Annotated in this window: 17 protein-coding genes; 3 read left to right on the forward strand and 14 right to left on the reverse strand. The window is 70.1% G+C overall.

Translation table 11 applies throughout. The features are described from left to right. From ACILR4_RS13155 to ACILR4_RS13205, 11 genes are all read right to left on the reverse strand, one after another. The coding region (locus tag ACILR4_RS13155; RefSeq protein WP_395701316.1) for an HAD-IA family hydrolase at positions 1 to 695 on the reverse strand (695 nt) is incomplete at its 3' end. 4 nt (positions 696 to 699) lie between these two features. Next, positions 700 to 1,899 (reverse strand): phosphoglycerate kinase, encoded by a 1,200-nt coding sequence (locus ACILR4_RS13160; protein ID WP_395701317.1) that lies wholly within the window; start codon positions 1,897 to 1,899, stop codon positions 700 to 702. Beyond that, positions 1,896 to 2,900 carry a type I glyceraldehyde-3-phosphate dehydrogenase gene (gene gap, locus ACILR4_RS13165; protein WP_395701318.1) on the reverse strand — a complete coding sequence of 335 codons (1,005 nt, stop codon included), beginning with the start codon at positions 2,898 to 2,900 and terminating at the stop codon, positions 1,896 to 1,898. The genes ACILR4_RS13160 and gap overlap by 4 nt, the downstream gene beginning before the upstream one ends. Positions 2,901 to 2,907: 7 nt before the next feature. Next, positions 2,908 to 3,612 carry a phosphoglycolate phosphatase gene (gph, locus tag ACILR4_RS13170; protein ID WP_395701319.1) on the reverse strand — a complete coding sequence of 235 codons (705 nt, stop codon included), beginning with the start codon at positions 3,610 to 3,612 and terminating at the stop codon, positions 2,908 to 2,910. Positions 3,613 to 3,615: 3 nt separating this feature from the next. After that, positions 3,616 to 5,676 (reverse strand): transketolase, encoded by a 2,061-nt coding sequence (gene tkt, locus ACILR4_RS13175; protein WP_395701320.1) that lies wholly within the window; start codon positions 5,674 to 5,676, stop codon positions 3,616 to 3,618. A 17-nt stretch (positions 5,677 to 5,693) separates the two neighbouring features. After that, positions 5,694 to 6,587, reverse strand: coding sequence for a phosphoribulokinase (locus tag ACILR4_RS13180; RefSeq protein WP_395701321.1), 894 nt, complete (start codon positions 6,585 to 6,587; stop codon positions 5,694 to 5,696). 14 nt (positions 6,588 to 6,601) lie between these two features. Continuing rightward, positions 6,602 to 7,687, reverse strand: a complete 1,086-nt coding sequence (locus ACILR4_RS13185) for a class 1 fructose-bisphosphatase (protein ID WP_395701322.1) — start codon at positions 7,685 to 7,687, stop codon at positions 6,602 to 6,604. A gap of 31 nt (positions 7,688 to 7,718) precedes the next feature. Beyond that, positions 7,719 to 8,675, reverse strand: a complete 957-nt coding sequence (cbbX, locus tag ACILR4_RS13190) for a CbbX protein (protein WP_395701323.1) — start codon at positions 8,673 to 8,675, stop codon at positions 7,719 to 7,721. A gap of 2 nt (positions 8,676 to 8,677) precedes the next feature. Then, a complete protein-coding gene (rpe, locus tag ACILR4_RS13195; RefSeq protein ID WP_395701324.1) occupies positions 8,678 to 9,379 on the reverse strand; it encodes a ribulose-phosphate 3-epimerase in 702 nt (233 codons plus the stop codon). Between the two features lie 14 nt (positions 9,380 to 9,393). Then, positions 9,394 to 9,828: a ribulose bisphosphate carboxylase small subunit gene (locus ACILR4_RS13200; RefSeq protein ID WP_395701325.1), complete on the reverse strand. Its 435-nt coding sequence runs from the start codon at positions 9,826 to 9,828 to the stop codon at positions 9,394 to 9,396. Between the two features lie 14 nt (positions 9,829 to 9,842). Next, positions 9,843 to 11,327 (reverse strand): form I ribulose bisphosphate carboxylase large subunit, encoded by a 1,485-nt coding sequence (locus ACILR4_RS13205; RefSeq protein ID WP_395701326.1) that lies wholly within the window; start codon positions 11,325 to 11,327, stop codon positions 9,843 to 9,845. Between the two features lie 96 nt (positions 11,328 to 11,423). Between ACILR4_RS13205 and ACILR4_RS13210 the strand changes: the two genes are divergently transcribed. Both ACILR4_RS13210 and ACILR4_RS13215 read left to right on the forward strand, forming a co-directional pair. After that, the gene (locus ACILR4_RS13210; RefSeq protein WP_395701327.1) at positions 11,424 to 12,383 is read left to right on the forward strand and encodes a LysR family transcriptional regulator; all 960 of its coding nucleotides are present in this window, start codon (positions 11,424 to 11,426) and stop codon (positions 12,381 to 12,383) included. A gap of 4 nt (positions 12,384 to 12,387) precedes the next feature. Further along, positions 12,388 to 13,758 (forward strand): sensor histidine kinase, encoded by a 1,371-nt coding sequence (locus ACILR4_RS13215; RefSeq protein ID WP_395701328.1) that lies wholly within the window; start codon positions 12,388 to 12,390, stop codon positions 13,756 to 13,758. Between the two features lie 27 nt (positions 13,759 to 13,785). Here ACILR4_RS13215 and ACILR4_RS13220 read toward each other — a convergent pair whose 3' ends face one another. From ACILR4_RS13220 to ACILR4_RS13230, 3 genes are read right to left on the reverse strand one after another with little or no spacing between them, the layout of a single operon-like run. Further along, a complete protein-coding gene (locus ACILR4_RS13220; RefSeq protein WP_395701329.1) occupies positions 13,786 to 14,706 on the reverse strand; it encodes an NAD(P)-dependent oxidoreductase in 921 nt (306 codons plus the stop codon). Next, a complete protein-coding gene (locus ACILR4_RS13225; protein ID WP_395701330.1) occupies positions 14,703 to 15,401 on the reverse strand; it encodes an RraA family protein in 699 nt (232 codons plus the stop codon). The genes ACILR4_RS13220 and ACILR4_RS13225 overlap by 4 nt, the downstream gene beginning before the upstream one ends. Before the next feature lie 48 nt (positions 15,402 to 15,449). Beyond that, entirely contained in the window at positions 15,450 to 16,418 is a 969-nt protein-coding gene (locus ACILR4_RS13230) for a Bug family tripartite tricarboxylate transporter substrate binding protein (RefSeq protein WP_395701331.1), read from the reverse strand. 120 nt (positions 16,419 to 16,538) lie between these two features. On the opposite strand from ACILR4_RS13230, the gene ACILR4_RS13235 reads away from it, so the two are divergent. Further along, entirely contained in the window at positions 16,539 to 17,429 is an 891-nt protein-coding gene (locus ACILR4_RS13235) for a LysR family transcriptional regulator (protein ID WP_395701332.1), read from the forward strand.

The following is a 17,429-nucleotide window of genomic DNA, read 5'->3' on the forward strand; positions in this document are numbered from 1 at the left end:
CGCGCCAGTGCGGGCTGCCAGCCGGCCCGGCTGTGCAGGCCAGGCCCGACCGCGACGGCATGCTCGATCGGGTCGGCGCTGAAGTAGGCGCTGCGGGTCACCAGCACCGGCACGTCGGCCGCGCGCGCGGCGCTGGCGCCAGCCCAGGAATCCTCGATGGCCAGCGCGGCCAGTGGCGGGCAGCGCAGCGCGTGGAGCGCGCGGCGATAGGCCTCCGGATGGGGCTTCTTCGCGGCCACGTCTTCGCCGCAGACGATGGCGGCAAAGCGCTGCGGCCAGCCCGGACCAAGGTGGCGCCCCAGCAGCGCTTCGACATTCGCGCGGCTGGTGGTGGTGACGACGGCCTGCTGCAGGCCGCGCGCGGCCGCTTCGTCCAGCAGCGCGCGCACGCCCGGACGCAGCGGAATGGCGCCTTCGTGCACCAGCCGGGCATAGGCTTCGTTCTTGCGCTGGTGCAGGGCCTGCATCAGCGCTTCGCGCTCGCCGGCCAGCACCGGCGCATCGGTCTCGTCCGCCATCGCCGCACGCAGGCGCTCGCGGCCGCCGGTCACGCGCAGCAGCTGGCCGTAGCGCGCCACGTCCCAGTGCCAGCGCAGGCCGAGCGCGGCGAAGGCTTCGTTGAACGCGACGCGGTGGCCGTCGCGCTCGGTCTCGGCGAGCGTGCCGTCGACATCCCAGAGCAGGGCTTGCAGCATGGGCTCAGGCCTGCGCACGGCGCGCCAGGATCTCGAAGGCCGGCAAGGTCTTGCCCTCCAGCACCTCCAGGAAGGCGCCGCCGCCGGTGGAGATGTAGCCGACGTCGCGCTCGATGCCGTACTTCGCCATCGCGGCCAGCGTGTCGCCACCGCCGGCGATGCTGAAGGCCTCGCTCGCCGCAATTGCGCGGGCCAGCGTCTCGGTGCCGTGCGCGAAGGCGTCGAACTCGAACACGCCGACCGGGCCGTTCCAGACGATGGTGCCGGCGGCGGTGAGCTTGGCGGCCAGTGCGGCAGCGGTCTGCGGGCCGATGTCGAGGATCAGGTCGTCGGCGGCCACGTCGGTCACCGCCTTCACGGTGGCCGGCGCATCGGCCGCGAAGGCCTTGGCCGTGACCACGTCGGTGGGGATCGGCACCTCGGCACCGCGCGCCTTCATCGCGGCCATCACGGCCTTGGCTTGGTCGACCAGGTCGGGCTCGGCCAGGCTCTTGCCGATCGGCAGGCCCGCGGCCAGCAGGAAGGTGTTGGCAATGCCGCCGCCGACGATCAGGCCGTCGACCTTGTCGGCCAGGCTTTGCAGGATGGTCAGCTTGGTGCTGACCTTGCTGCCCGCGACGATGGCCACCAGCGGCCGCTTCGGATGGGCCAGCGCCTTCGAGAGGGCATCGATCTCGGCGGCCAGCAGCGGGCCGGCACAGGCGACCGGCGCGACCTTTGCGATGCCGTAGGTGCTGGCCTCGGCGCGGTGCGCGGTGCCGAAGGCGTCGTGCACGAAGATGTCGCACAAGGCCGCGAGCTTGCGCGACAAGGCCTCGTCGTTCTTCTTCTCGCCCTGGTTCAGGCGGCAGTTCTCCAGCAGCACCACCTGGCCGGGCTGCACGTCGACACCGTCGACCCAGTTCGCCTTCAGCGGCACTTCGCGACCCAGCAGTTCGCCCAGGCGCTGCGCCACCGGCGCCAGCGAATCCTCGGGCTTGAACGCGCCTTCGGTCGGGCGGCCGAGGTGGCTGGTGACCATCACCGCGGCGCCCGCTTCGAGCGCCATCCGGATGCAGGGCAGCGAGGCGCGGAGGCGCGTGTCTTCGGTGATCTGCCCTCCCCCGTCCAGCGGCACGTTGAGGTCGGCGCGGATGAACACCCGCTTGCCGCGGGCGAAACCCGAGGCCAGCACGTCGGCGAAGCGCAGCACCTGGGGCGTCATCGTGCGGCCCCGATCACACGGGCCATCTCCAGCACCTTGTTCGAGTAGCCCCATTCGTTGTCGTACCAGGCGACGACCTTGACAAAGGTCTTGTCCAGCGCGATGCCGGCCTCGGCGTCGAAGACCGAGGTGAGGGCCTCACCCCGGAAGTCGGTCGAGACCACCTTGTCCTCGGTGTAGCCGAGCACGCCGCGCATCGGGCCGTCGGCTGCGGCCTTCATCGCGTTGCAGATATCGTCCCAGCTGGCGTCCTTCACCAGCTCGGCCGTCAGGTCGACGACGCTCACATCGGACGTTGGCACACGGAAGCTCATGCCGGTGAGCTTCCCGTTCAGCGCGGGAATCACCACGCCCACCGCCCTGGCCGCGCCGGTGCTGCTGGGGATGATGTTCTCCAGGATGCCGCGGCCGCCGCGCCAGTCCTTGTTGCTCGGGCCGTCCACCGTCTTCTGCGTGGCGGTGGCCGCATGCACCGTGGTCATCAGCCCGCGCCGGATGCCGAAGCGGTCGTTCAGCACCTTGGCCACCGGGGCCAGGCAGTTGGTGGTGCAACTGGCGTTGGAGATGATGGCCTGCCCGGCGTAGGTCTCGTCGTTGACGCCGTAGACGAACATCGGCGTGTCGTCCTTCGACGGCGCGGACAGGATGACCTTCTTCGCGCCGGCGTCGAGGTGCTTCCGCGCGGCGTCCTGCGTGAGGAACAGCCCGGTCGACTCGACGACCACATCGACCCCGAGATCGCCCCAGGCCAGCTCGGCCGGGTTCTTCAGCGCCGTCAGGCGGATCTTGCGACCGTCGACGATGAGCGTGTTGCCTTCCACGACCACCTCACGCCGGAAGCGGCCGTGCACGCTGTCGTACTTCAGCATGTAGGCCAGGTAGTCCGGCTCCAGCAGGTCGTTGATGCCGACGATCTCGAGATCGGGAAAGTGCTGGACGGCGGCGCGGAACACCATGCGTCCGATACGGCCGAAGCCGTTGATGCCTATGCGAAGACTCATCGAAGACTCATGCGAAGGTTCGAGTGGTGGGAGGCAGGCGCCGCGGCGCCAGGGACAGCGCCGCCTGGGCCACGGCGGCCAGGTCGGGCAGGATCAGGTCGGGCTGCGCCTCGGCAATCGGCCGGCCGGCGTTGTAGCCATAGGGCACGACCCAGGCGCGCACGCCGGCATTGCGCGCGGCCATCACGTCGACGGCCGAGTCGCCGACATGGGCCATCGCCTCGCGCGCCACGCCCAGCGTGTCGGCCACGTAGCGCAGCACGCTGGCATGTGGCTTGGGCTGCGGCAGCGAGTCGCCGCCGATCACCAGCTCGAAGTGCCGGTGCAGGTCGTGGGCCTGCAGCAGCCGGCGCGCATGCGCCAGTTCCTTGTTGGTGACGCAGGCCAGGCGCACCGCATGGCGGCGCAGGCGCAGCAGCGCCTCTTGGGCACCGGCATACGGCGTGCTGAAGGCACCCGTCGTGTCCGCATAGTGCGCGTCGAAGCGGGCCAGCAGCTCGTCCTCAGGCGGCAGCGGGCCCGACAAGGCCAGCCGGGCGAGCACCGCCCGCATCAGCGCATGCGAGCCGCGGCCGATGAGCACGGTGATCTCTTCGGCCGGCCGACGCGGCTGGCCCAGGTCGGCGAGCGTGCGGTTCACCGCCTCGGCAATCTCGCTGGCGGTGTCGACCAGCGTACCGTCGAGGTCGAAGCTGAGAAGCGTGAGGGCCATGGCTCAGGCCTCGGCCGTGGCTTCGACGGCATCGGCCGGCGCCGCCACCTGCGCGCGCACCAGCGCCGCCAGCGCCTCGGCCGTGAAGCCGAAGTGTGCGAACAAGGCCGATGCCGGCGCGGATTCACCGAAGCTGTCGATGCCCAGCGCGGCGGCACAGCCATAGCCGGCCCAGAAGCGCGAGACACCGGCCTCGACGCCGATGCGCGGCAGGCCCGGCGGCAGCACCGCATCGTGCCAGGCGCGCGGCTGGCGGTCGAACACCGTGCTGCTGGGCATGGCCACCAGGCGCACCGGCAGGCCGGCGGCATCCAGCAGGGTCTGCGCCTCGCGGGCCAGCGCCACTTCGGAGCCGCTGGCGATGATCACCGCGCGTGCGGCAGGGCGGTCGGCCAGCACATAGGCGCCGCGGGCGATGGCCGCGATCTGGCCGGCGTCGCGCGGCTGCGGCGACAGGGCCTGGCGGGACAGCAGCAGTGCCGTGGGTCGATCAGCGGCCTGCACCGCCGCAGCCCAGGCGGTGGCGGTCTCGGTGGCATCGCAGGGGCGCCAGACCTCGAGCCCCGGAATCAAGCGCAGGCTGGCTGCATGCTCCACCGGCTGGTGCGTCGGCCCGTCTTCGCCGAGGCCGATGGAGTCGTGGGTGAAGACGTGGATCACCCGCTGCTTCATCAGCGCGGCCATGCGGATGGCGTTGCGGCTGTAGTCGCTGAAGGTCAGGAAGGTGCCGCCGTAGGGAATGAAGCCGCCGTGCAGTGCCAGCCCGTTCATCGCGGCGGCCATGCCGAATTCGCGCACGCCCCAGCTCAGGTGGCGCGCACCGCTGCTGTCGCGCCGCACGCTGCCGCAGCCGGGGAAGTCGGTCAGGTTGCTGGCGGTGAGGTCGGCGCTGCCGCCGAGCAGTTCAGGCAACAGGGTGCTCAGCGGCGCCAGCACCTGCTGCGAGGCCTTGCGCGTGGCCACCGCGTCGCCGGCCGCGGCGCTGCGCTCGATCAGCTGCACCAGCTGCAGGGCCGTGCCGGTGGGCAGATCGCCCCCCATGCGGCGCTCGAACTCGTCGGCGAGCGCCGGGTGCGCGCTGCGGTAGGCCTCGAAGCGCAGCCGCCAGGTCGATTCGGCGTGGGCGCCTGCCTCGCGGGCGTTCCAGCGGGCGGCCAGTTCGGCCGGCAGCTCGAATGGCGGATGCGGCCAGTGCAGCCGTGCCCGCGCGGCGGCGATCTCGGCTTCGCCCAAGGGCTCGCCATGCGCGCGGGCCGTGCCTTCGCGGGTCGGCGCCCCGGCGCCGATGGTGGTGCGGCACAGGATGATCGCGGGCCGCATGTCGTCGGCGCGCGCGACACGCAGCGCCGAATCGACCGCATCGACGTCGTGGCCGTCCACCGGCCCGATCACCTGCCAGCCATAGGCCGCAAAGCGAACGGCCGTGTCGTCGCTGAACCAGCCGCGCACGTCGCCGTCGATGCTGATGCCGTTGTCGTCGTACAGCACGGTCAGCTTGCCCAAACCCAGCGTGCCGGCCAGCGAGCAGGCCTCGTGGCTCAGGCCTTCCATCAGGCAGCCATCGCCGACAAACACCCAGGTGCGGTGGTCGACCACCGTGTGGCCCGGGCGGTTGAATTGCTCGGCCAGCAGCTTCTCGGCCAGCGCCATGCCCACCGCATTGGCCAGGCCCTGGCCCAGCGGGCCGGTGGTGGTCTCGACGCCGGGCGTGACACCGACCTCGGGATGGCCCGGCGTCTGGCTGTGCAACTGGCGAAAGCGCTTCAACTCGCTCATCGGCAGGTCGTAGCCGCTCAGGTGCAGCAGCGCGTATAGCAGCATCGACGCATGACCGTTGCTCAGCACGAATCGATCACGGTCGGCCCAGCGTGGGTTGGCCGGGTTGTGTTTCAGGTGCCGATGCCACAGCGCGACGGCCATCTCGGCCATGCCCATCGGCGCGCCGGGGTGGCCGCTCTTCGCGGCCTGTACCGCGTCCATCGCCAGCACCCGCAAGGCATTGGCCATCGGGTCTTCGCAGCGCGGATGGCCGCGCAGCACCCGGTCTTCTGAAGTGGAAGCCATGGTTCGCGCCCTTCCCTTCAGATTGCCGCCAGCGCGCCGATCGCGCGCTGCCGCCGTTCCATCATGCGCCAGATGAAGGGCGTGAAGATCAGCTGCATCGCCAGCTCCATCTTGCCGCCCGGCACCACGATGGTGTTGGCGCGGCTCATCCAGGCGTCGTTGATCATGTTCAGCAGGTAAGGGAAGTCGATGCCCTTGGGGTTCTTGAAGCGGATGACGCAGATCGACTCGTCGGCGCTGGGGATGTCGCGGGCGATGAAGGGGTTGCTGGTGTCCACCACCGGCACGCGCTGGAAGTTCACATGCGTGTGCTCGAACTGCGGGCAGATGTAGTTCACGTAGTCGGGCATGCGGCGCAGGATGGTGTCGGTCACCGCCTCGGTGCTGTAGCCACGCACATGCTGGTCGCGCCAGAGTTTCTGGATCCACTCCAGGTTGATCACCGGCACCACGCCGATCAGCAGGTCGGGATAACGCGCAATGTTCACGTCCTGGGTCACCACCGCGCCGTGCAGGCCTTCGTAGAACAGCATGTCGGTGCCTTCGGGCAGGTCTTGCCAGGGCGTGAAGGTGCCCGGCGGCTGCTGGTAGGGCTTGGCCTCGTGGACGTCGTGCAGGTACTTGCGGTGCCGGCCCTGGCCGCATTCGCTGTAGCTTCGGAACAGCTGCTCCAGTTCGGGGAACAGGTTGTTCTCCGGGCCGAAGTGGCTGAAGTGGGTGTCGCCGGCCCTTTCGGCCGCGGCTTGCCGCTCGCGCATCTCGGCGCGGTCGTAGCGGTGGAAGCTGTCGCCTTCGATGATGGCGGCCGTCACGCCTTCGCGGCGGAAGATGTTCTCGAAGGTGCGGGTGACGCTGCTGGTGCCGGCGCCGCTGGAGCCGGTGATCGCGATGATGGGGTGCTGCTGGGACATGGTGGCGTGCTTTCTCAGTCTCTGAACAGGCTGCGGGGCGCGAACAGCGGCGCGTCGGAATCGCCCGGCGGCGGCTCGTGGTGATAACGCTCGATGCGAGCGACCTCGCTGGCGCTGCCGAAGACCAGGCCGATGCGCTGGTGCAGCGCCGAGGGCAGCACGCCCAGCACCGGCTGTCGCCCGGTGCTGGCACGGCCGCCGGCCTGCTCCATCAGGAAGCCGACCGGGTTGGCCTCGTACAGCAGGCGCAGCCGGCCGGGCTTGGCCGGGTCCTTGGTGTCGCGGGGGTACAGGAACACCCCGCCGCGCATCAGGATGCGGTGCGCCTCGGCCACCATGCTGGCGATCCAGCGCATGTTGAAGTCCTTGCCGCGCGGCCCGGTGCGGCCGGCCAGGCATTCGTCCACGTAGCGCTTGACCGGCGGCTCCCAGAAGCGCGCGTTGCTGGTGTTGATCGCGAACTCCTGCGTCTCTTCGGGCACCTGGATGGCCGGGTGGGTCAGCACGAATTCGCCAAGCTCGGGGTCCAGCGTGAAGCCGGCCACGCCATTGCCGACGCTGAGCACCAGCATCGTCGACGGGCCGTACAGCGCGTAGCCCGCGGCCACCTGCGTGGCGCCGGCCTGCAGGAAGTCGGCCCCGCGCAGTTCGCGGCTGCCGTCGGTCAGTTCGGCCGGTGCGCGCAGCACGCTGAAGATGCTGCCGACCGAGACGTTGACGTCGATGTTGCTCGACCCATCGAGCGGGTCGAACAGCAGCAGGTAGCGGCCGCGCGGGTAGGCCTCGGGAATCGGCCGCGGTTCGTCCATCTCCTCGCTGGCCATGCCGGCGAGGTGACCGTTCCACTCGTTCATGCGCAGGAAGATGTCGTTGGACAGCAGGTCCAGCGGCTTCTGCACCTCGCCCTGCACGTTCAGCGCGCCGGCCTGCGGCGCCGCGGCGTTGGTGGCCAGCGCGCCGCGCGCGACGATGCGGGCAATGGCCTTGCACGCGAGCGACACGTCCAGCAGCAGCGCATTCAGCGCGCCACTGGCCTGCGGGTAACGGCGGCGCTCCTCGATCAGGTAGCGGGTCAGGGTCCAGCGGCCGGTGAGCGGCATGGCAAGTCTCCGGGAGTCGAAAGAGTCGGGTTCAGGCCGGCGTGGCGAACACCCGGCTGGCGCGCACGTCGGCGACTTCCAGCGTGACGAGGTCGTCGCGGCTCAGCGGCCGGTCGCGCTCGGCGAACAGCCGGCTGGCCTGGCGCAGGCGCATGCGGTCGAGTGCGTTGCGCACACTTCGGGCGTTGGCGAAGTGCGGCTGCGCGATGCGGCGGGCCAGGTACTCGGCAAAGGCCTCGCGCGCACCGTCGCCGAAGCGGTAGGCCATGGCGGCCAGCATGCGCTCGGCAATCGCCTCCAGCTCGGCCGGCGCGTAGTCCGGAAAGTCCAGGTGGTGCGCGATGCGGCTGCTCATGCCCGGGTTGCTCTGGAAGAAGGTGTGCATGCGGTCGGCATAGCCGGCGAGGATCACCACCAGGTCGTCGCGCTGGTTCTCCATCACCTGCAGCAGGATCTCGATGGCTTCCTGGCCGTAGTCGCGCTCGTTCTCCGGGCGGTACAGGTAGTAGGCCTCGTCGATGAACAGCACACCGCCCATCGCCTTCTTCAGCACTTCCTTGGTCTTGGGCGCGGTGTGGCCGATGTACTGGCCCACCAGGTCGTCGCGCGTCACCGCCACCAGGTGGCCCTGCCGCACATAGCCCAGGCGGTGCAGGATCTGCGCCATGCGCAGCGCGACGGTGGTCTTGCCGGTGCCCGGGTTGCCGGTGAAGCACATGTGCAGGCTGGGGCTCTGGGCTTGCAGGCCGTGCGCCAGTCGCAGGCGGTCGATCACCAGCAGCGCGGCAATGTCGCGGATGCGCTGCTTCACCGGCGCCAGGCCGACCAGGTCGCGATCGAGCTCGTCCAGCACGGCCTCGACCTGGCTGTCGGCCAGCACCTCGGCCACGGTGCGCGGCGGCGCTGGGGCGGCCTGGGCGCCGGGCGCGGGCGCAGCCTCGGCGGCGGCCTGCAGCGCGCCGGGAATGCGGTAGAGCGGCGCGTTCATCGTCAGGCCGCCTCGGCCACGGCCTGCGGCGCCAGTTCGCGCCGCAGCGCGTCGATCACCGCCTGGTAGTCGCGCTGGCCGAAGATGGCGCTGCCGGCCACGAAGGTGTCGGCACCGGCATCGGCCGCGCGGCGGATGTTGTCGACCTTGATGCCGCCATCGACCTCCAGCCGGATGTCGCGGCCGCTGCGCTCGATCAAGCGGCGCGCCTGCTCGATCTTGCGCAGTGCGCTGTCGATGAAGCTCTGGCCGCCGAAGCCGGGGTTGACGCTCATGATCAGCACCAGGTCCACCTGATCCAGCGTCCACTCCAGCACGTCCAGCGGCGTGGCCGGGTTGAAGGCCAGCCCGGCCTTGCAGCCGGCCGCGCGGATCAGCCGCAGCGTGCGGTCCACGTGCGTGCTGGCATCGGGGTGGAAGCTGATGAGGTCGGCCCCCGCCTCGGCGAAGGCAGTGGCCAGCGCGTCCACCGGCTGCACCATCAGGTGCACGTCCATCGGCGCCTGCGTGCCGTCCGCGCGGCGGGTGTGGCGCTTCAGCGCCTGTGCCACCGCGGGGCCGATGGTGAGGTTCGGCACGTAATGGTTGTCCATCACGTCGAAGTGGATCCAGTCAGCGCCGGCGGCGATGACGGCACGCACCTCCTCGCCCAGGCGGGCGAAGTCGGCCGACAGGATGGACGGGGCGATGCTGAAGGTGCTCATGCCGTTCCCCTGCGTCAGGCCCGCTGGCCTTCGGGCTTGTCGGTCGCGTAGCTGTGGATCGTGTAGCGCAGGGACCGTCCGTCCACCTCCTGCCGCACCAGGCCGAAGCCGGGCTCGTGCGGCGGGCGCTGCACGATGAAGCTCATCGCGATGCTCTCGACGCCGCGCGTCGAATCGAAGGCCATCAGCCGCACGTAGGCCTGCGGGAAGGTGCTGCGGCACTGGTTCAGCTCCAGCATCACGCCGGCCGCGTCCTGCAGGTCGAACATCGGCATGCCGAACATCTCCCAGTAGGTGTTGCGGGGATGCGGGTCGTCGGTGTACTCCACGCTCCACGCGTAGCCCTTGCCCAGGCCATAGGCGATCTGCGCGCGGATCTCGTCGTCCGTGAGATCGGGCAGGAAGCTGAACTGGCCCTGGGTGATACGGCCGGTGGGGTTGGTCATCATGGTCGGGCTCTCCTTCAGGCAACGGCCGGGGTGACCGCGTAGTCGCTGGTGTCGGTGGACGTGTAGTTGAAGGACACGTCCTTCCAGGTGTCGAGCGCCTGCTTCAGCGGCGTGCAGAAGCGCGCGGCGGCCTGCAGGATCTCGGGGCCTTCGGCCAGCAGGTCGCGGCCTTCGTTGCGGGCCTTGACGATGGCCTCCAGCGCCACGCGATTGGCCACCGCACCGGCCTGGATGCCGGCCGGGTGGCCGATGGTGCCGCCACCGAACTGCAGCACCACGTCGTCGCCGAACAGGTCGATCAGCTGGTGCATCTGGCCGGCATGGATGCCGCCCGAAGCCACCGGCATCACCTTCTTCAGGTCGCACCAGTCCTGGTCGAAATGCAGGCCGCGCGGCAGGTCCTGCTTCGTGTACGCGTCGCGGCACACGTTGTAGTAGCCCTGCACCGTGAGCGGGTCGCCTTCGAGCTTGCCCACCGCGGTGCCGGCATGCAGGTGGTCCACCCCCGCCAGGCGCAGCCACTTGGCGATGACGCGGAAGCTCACGCCATGGTTCTTCTGCCGCGTGTAGGTGCCGTGGCCGGCACGGTGCATGTGCAGGATCATGTCGTTGCGGCGGCACCAGGCGGCCAGGCTCTGGATGCAGGGCCAGCCGACGATCAGGTCGACCATCACGATCACGCTGCCCAGGCTCTTGGCGAACTCGGCGCGCTCGTAGATGGCCTCCATCGTGCCGGCGGTGACGTTGAGGTACGAGCCCTTCACTTCACCGGTGGCGGCGGCGGCCTTGTTGACGCCGTCCATCACGTACAGGAAGCGGTCGCGCCAGTGCATGAAGGGCTGCGAGTTGATGTTCTCGTCGTCCTTCATGAAGTCGAGGCCGCCCTTCAATCCCTCGTAAATGACGCGGCCATAGTTGCGGCCCGAGAGACCCAGCTTGGGCTTGGTGGTGGCGCCCAGCAGCGGGCGGCCGAACTTGTCGAGCCGCTCGCGCTCGACCACCAGCCCGGTGGGCGGGCCCTGGAAGGTCTTGACGTAGGCCACCGGGACTTGGATGTCTTCCAGCCGCGCGGCCTTCAGCGGCTTGAAGCTGAAGACGTTGCCGATCAGGCTGGCCGTCATGTTGGCGATCGAGCCTTCCTCGAACAGGATGATGTCGTAGGCCACCCAGGCGAAATACTCGCCGGGCCGGCCGGGCACCGGCTCCACGCGGTAGCACTTGGCGCGGTAGTTCTCGCAGGCGGTCAGGCGGTCGGTCCACACCACGGTCCAGGTGGCGGTGCTCGATTCACCGGCCACCGCGGCGCCGGCCTCGATGGGGTCCACGCCCTCCTGCGGCGTGATGCGGAACAGGCACACCGTGTCGGTGGCGCTGGGCTGGTAGTCGGGCTGCCAGTAGCCCATCTGCCGGTACTTCAGCACGCCGGCGCTGTAGCGCTGCCTGGCATTGGTGATCTGGGTGGCTTCGGCCTTCAGGCCAGCGTCGATCGGGGCATTCATCAGGGTGTCTCCGGGTGCGGTGGACGCATGTTCCCGGCTGCGATGAATAAACACCAGTCAGACTTTCTTCGTATTCGATTAAGCTTAGGCTTAACAATGAACCTCAGCTTCCGCCAGCTCCGCGTGTTCCTCGAAGTCGCCCAGCAGGGCAGCATCACCCGCGCGGCCGAGGCACTGCACCTCACGCCACCGGCGGTGTCGATGCAGATCAAGGAGATCGAGAACCAGGTCGGCCTGCCGCTGTTCGACCGCATCGGCCGCACGCTGAGCCTGTCGACCGCGGGCGAATACTTCGTCGTGCATGCCAAGCGCATGCTGGGCGCGCTGCGCGACGCCGAGAACGCGATGAGCCGCTTCAAGCGCCTGGAGCACGGGCTGCTCACGGTGGGCATGGTCAGCACGGCCAAGTACTTCGTGCCGCGGCTGCTGGCGCTGTTCAAGCAGGAGCATCCGGGCGTGGAAGTGAAGCTCGTCGTCACCGGCAACCGCGAAGCGCTGGTGGCGCGGCTGCAGTCCGGCGAATGCGACCTGGCGGTGATGGGCCGGCCGCCGCGCGAGCTGGCCGCGCGCTCGGAGGCCTTTGCCGCGCACCCGCTGGTGTTCGTCTGCCCGCCGGGGCACGAGCTGCTGCGCATCGGGCATCCGCCGGTGGCGGCGCTGTCGCCCTACCCGTTCATCGTGCGCGAGCAGGGCTCGGGCACGCGCAACGCGATGACGCAGTTCTTCGGCGAGCACCGCTTCGAGCCGCACATCACGATGGAGATGGGCAGCAACGAGTCGATCAAGCAGGCGGTGATGGCCGGCATGGGCGTGAGCTTCCTGTCGCTGCACACCGTGGGGCTGGAGCTGAAGACCGGCCTGCTGAAGCTGCTGGACGTGGAAGGCACGCCGGTGATGCGCACCTGGCAGGTGGTGCACCTGCAGAGCAAGGTGCTCTCGCCGGCGGCCGAGGCCTTCCGCTACTTCCTGATCGAGCGCGGCGAATCGCTGCTGGTGGCGCACGACGCGCCGCTGCTGCGGCCGCAGCCCGAGGCCACGGGCCCGGGCGCAGAATGAAGCCATGAGCACCACCACGCCGCGCAGCTCGCCCGCCCCGGAAGCCCCCGGCGGCATGGACGAGACCGCGTGGCTGGACGTGATCCACAAGATGGACGAGGTGTACTCGCAGCTCGTCGCCGACGAAATCGCGCTCGAGGCCAAGAACGCCGAGCTGGAGCAGAGCCAGCAGTTCATCTTCAGCCTGCTCACCGCGATGAGCGACGTGCTGGTGGCCATCAACCGCAGCGGGCAGATCGAGGAGACCAATGCCGCGCTGTGCAGCCTGGTCGGCGCGCCCGATGCCACGCTGCGCGGCACGCCGCTGGCCGAATGGATGGCCGACGAAGCCGCCGCGGCCCACCTGGCGCAGGCGCTGGCGCAGCCGGGCCACGCCGCATCGGCCACGGTGGTGGAGCTGTCGCTGCGCGCGGCCGCCGGCACGCCGGTGCCGGTGGACTTCAACATCACGCCGCGGCGCGATGCCGCCGGCCGACTGGTCGGCCATGTGCTGGTGGGCCGGCCGATGGGTGAGTTGAAGCGCGCCTACCACGCGCTGCGCGAGGCCCACGAAGCCTTGAAGCGCACCCAGCAGCAGCTGCTGCATTCCGAGAAGATGGCCTCGCTGGGCCGGCTGGTGGCCGGCGTGGCGCACGAGCTGAACAACCCGATCAGCTTCGTGCTCGGCAACGTGCATGCGCTGCAGCGCTACAGCGAACGCCTGAGCCAGTACCTGGACGCGGTGCATGACGGCGCCACGCCCGAAGTGCTGGCCGCTCAGCGCCGCCAGCTGCGCATCGACGCGCTGCTGGCCGACCTGCCCTCGCTGATGGAGGGCACGCTCGAAGGCGCGCAGCGCACCGCCGACATCGTGCAGGGCCTGCGCCGCTTCTCCGCGATGGACCGCGAGGAGCGCACCCAGGTGGATATCAACGGCGTGATCGAGCGCGCGATCCACTGGGTGTGCAAGGGCACCGCACCGAGCTTCACGGTGCACTGGAAGGCCGGCGAGCCCTGCTGCGTGAACGGCAGTGCCGGCCAACTGCTGCAGGTGCTGATGAACCTGATCCAGAACGCCTACGACGCCGCGGCCGACTTCACCCGCCAGCCCAGCCTGTGGATCGACCTGCGCACCGAGCCGAACACGCTGACGCTCACCTTGCGCGATAACGGCCCCGGCATCGCACCCGAGAACCTGGGCCGCGTGTTCGACCCCTTCTTCACCACCAAGCCGGTGGGCCGCGGCACCGGGCTGGGCCTGTCGATCAGCTACGGCATCGTCGAACGGCACGGCGGCGCGCTGGAGGCCGGCAACGCGCCGGGCGGCGGCGCGCTGTTCACGCTGAGGCTGCCGCGCGTGGGCTGCGACACGCCGGGCGCCGGCACGCCGGGCTGAGCCAGGGGCCTTCAGCCGCTCGGCAGTTCAGCCGTTCAATACCGCCAGTGCGTTGCGCGCCGCGGCCACGCCCATCTTCACGTAGGCGTCGGCGGTCACGCCGCCGATGTGCGGGCTCAGCGTGATGCGGCGCTCGCCGTGGAACGGGTGCGGCGCGCTCATCGGCTCCACGGCAAAGCTGTCCAGCCCGGCGCTGGCGACCTGGCCGCTGCGGATGGCCGCTAGCAGCGCGGGCTCGTCGATCAAGCCACCGCGCGCGGTGTTGACGATGATGACGCCCGGCTTGCAGGCCGCCAGCGTCTGCGCGTTCAGCAGCTTCGCGTTGTCGGCGGTCAGCGGGCAGTGCAGCGAGATCGCATCGGCCTCGCGCCAGATCGTCGGCAGGTCGGCGCGCTGGACGTAGGGCGGCAAGTCCTTCGCGTACGGGTCGAAGCCCAGCACGCGCAGGCCCATCGCATCGGCCATGCGGGCGAAGCGCAGGCCGATGGCGCCCAGGCCGATCAGGCCGACGGTGCGCCCTTCGAGCTCGACGCTCTTGTGCGTGGCCTTGTCCCAGTGCCCGGCATGCATGCGCGCATCCAGCGCCACCACCGACTTGGCGCAGGCCAGCAGCAGCGCCAGCGCATGCTCGGCCACCGCGGCCGCGTTGGCGCCGGCGGCGGCCACCACCGGGATGCCGCGCGCCGCAGCGGCGGTCTTGTCGATGGTGTCGGTGCCACTGCCGTGCTTGGAGATGACCTTCAGGCTGGGCGCGGCCGCCATCGCCGCGGCACCGACCTGGCCGTAGCGCACGATGATCGCCACCGGGTCGTGGCGCCGGCACAGCGCGACGATGTCGTCCTCGGTGGGCGCCTTGCCGGCATAGATGACTTCGTAGTCCCGCAGCAGCGCCAGCGCCGCGTCGGCCAGGTCGGCACCGGTGACGAGGACGGCCTTGCGGGGGATCACAGCGTCTCGCCCGGCTTCAGCACACCGGCGGCGCGCAGCGCGCCCTCCAGCCAGCCCGGCCGCAGCTGCTGGCGGCTCCGGATGTCGGCGATGCGCCGGGTTTCCTGCGCCACCTTCTCGGCGGCCAGCGGCAGCATCGCCGCGGCCTTGGCGCGCTCGATCACAGTGATGCCATCGGCGTCGCCGACCACCAGGTCGCCCGGGTGCACGGTGACGCCGCCGATCGAGATCGGGTGGTTCACGCGCCCCGGCACCGCCTTGGTCGGGCCGTTGGGGTTGAGGCCGGCGGCATACATCGGGAAGCCGAGTGCACGGATGGCTTCGCTGTCGCGCACCGCGCCATCGATCACCACGCCGGCAATGCCCAGCGCCGCGGCCTGCTGGCACATGATCTCGCCCATCAGCGCGGCGCCGAGGTCGCCCTTGCCGTCGACCAGGATCACGTCGCCCGGCTGCGCGATGGCCAGGGCCACGTGGATCATCAGGTTGTCGCCGGGACGCACCTCGACCGTCAGTGCGGCGCCGGCGACGCGCATCGACGGCGACAGCGCCGCGATGCGGCCACTCAGCGCACCGCGGCGCCCGGCCACGTCGGCGAGGATGGACGAGGGAAACATCCCGGCCTGTTCGACGACGGCGGGATCGACGCGCTCGACGTGCTTGATCACGTCAGGCAATGCAGCGGCTTGACTCATGCAGAGCTCCTGGAATAAGCGGGGACCGAGGCGGGCGCTACGGGGGGGCTAGTCCACCCTCGCGCCGGAGTCCTTGACGACCTTGCCCCAGCGCGGGATGTCGTCCTTGATCAACGCCGCGAAGGCCTCGGGCGTGCCGCCGGCGGGGTCGGCGCCTTCGTCGCCCAGGCGCTTGGCCAGTTCCGGCTGCTGCAGGGCCTTGTTGAACTCGGCATTGAGTCGCGCGATCACGTCCTTGGGCGTGCCGGCCGGTGCCAGCAGGCCGAACCAGCTCACCGCGTCGAAGCCCTTGTAGCCCGATTCATTGATCGTCGGCACGTTGGGAATGTCGTCCACCCGGTGGGCCGAGCTCACCGCCAGCGCGCGCACCTTGCCCTGCTTGATCTGGCCCAGCAGCGTGGGCACCGAGGACAGGTAGACGTCGACACCGCCGCTGATGACATCGACGATGGCCTGCGCCGTGCCCTTGTACGGCACATGCGTGGCCTTGATGCCAGCGGCCTTCTGGAACATTTCGCCGACGAGGTGGGCCACCGTGCCATTGCCGGGCGAAGCGAAGTTGACCTTGCCCGGCTGCGCCTTCGAGGTGTTGACCACGTCGGCCAGCGTCTTGTAGGGCGTGACGGTGCCGGTGACCATCACCAGCGGCGCGGTGGCCAGCAGCACGACCGGCGCCAGGTCCTTCTGCGAGTCGTACGGCATCTTGCTGTACAGCGTCGCGTTGATCGCCAGGTTGCTGGTCTGCCCGATCACGATGGTGTAGCCATCGGCCGGCGCCTTGGCCGCCGCGTCCACGCCCAGGTTGCCGCCGGCACCGGGTTTGTTCTCGATCACGAAGGTCCAGCCGGTGGCCTTGGCGACACGCTGGCTGGTCTCGCGGGCAATGATGTCGGTGCCGCCACCCGGGGGAAAGGGCACCACCAGGCGGATCGGCTTGGCCGGCCAGGCCTGCGCCAGCGCACTGCTGCAGAGGGTGGCGCCGGCCAGGGCCAGCAAGAGGCGTCGAGAAAAGTCCATCGTGTCTCCATCGGTCCGCGCCTCGTGAAGGAAGGGCGCGTCGTCTGGCGTCAGTATTGAGGGCCACGGGCCCAGCGTCCAATCGATAATTCCTGGCCATCCATCCACGGGACTTCTGCAATGGACCTGCGGGACCTGCGCTACTTCGAGACCATCGCCGAGCTGCAGCACCTGGGGCGCGCGACGGCGAAGCTGCACCGCTCGCAGCCGGCGCTCACCAGCAGCATCCGCCGGCTCGAGGCCGACTGCGGCACCGCGCTGTTCGAGAAGGCCGGCCGCGGCATCCGCCTGACCGAGGCCGGCAAGGTGCTGCTGAAGTGGGCCCAGCGCATGCGTTTCGACATCGAAGACGCCAAGCGCGAGTTGTCGGCCATCGGCACCGGCGTCAGCGGGCATGTCCGCCTGGGCATCGTGCCCACGGCCGCGCAGTACCTGCTGCCGCCGGTGGCGCGCCAGCTGCTGCGCGAAGCACCGGGCGTGACGCTGCACACGGCCGTCGGCCTGATCCAGGCCCTGAAGCCGCAGCTGCACGCCGGCGAGCTGGACATGCTGGTGGGCACCGAGGGCAGCGCCGAGGCGGGCTACGAGTCGCGCGTGCTGGCCGAGGACATGATCGTCGTGGCCGCGAGCGAGCGCCACGCGGTCTTCGGCCAGCCCGTGACGCTGAAGGACCTGACGCAGCACCCGTGGGCGCTGCAGCCTCCCGGCCAGCCCACCCGCGACTGGCTGGACCACACCTTCGACCGCAGGAAGCTGCCGCGGCCGCGCGTGCAGGTGGAAACCACCAGCCTGCTGGCGCTGCCCGCGCTGATCGTCGAGACCGGCCTGCTGAGCTTCATCTCGCGCCACCACCTGCAGGGGCAGGCCCGCATCCGCGGGCTGAAGGAAGTGCCGGTGCAGGGCGCGACAATGCGCCGGCGCATCGTCGTCACTTACCGGGCGAACAGCTTCCTGTCGCCGGCGGCGCGGCGGCTGATCGAGCTGCTGGTGCGCTCGGCCACGGCGCACTGA

Source organism: Aquabacterium sp. (assembly GCF_044226965.1).
Classification (GTDB): domain Bacteria; phylum Pseudomonadota; class Gammaproteobacteria; order Burkholderiales; family Burkholderiaceae_C; genus Pseudaquabacterium.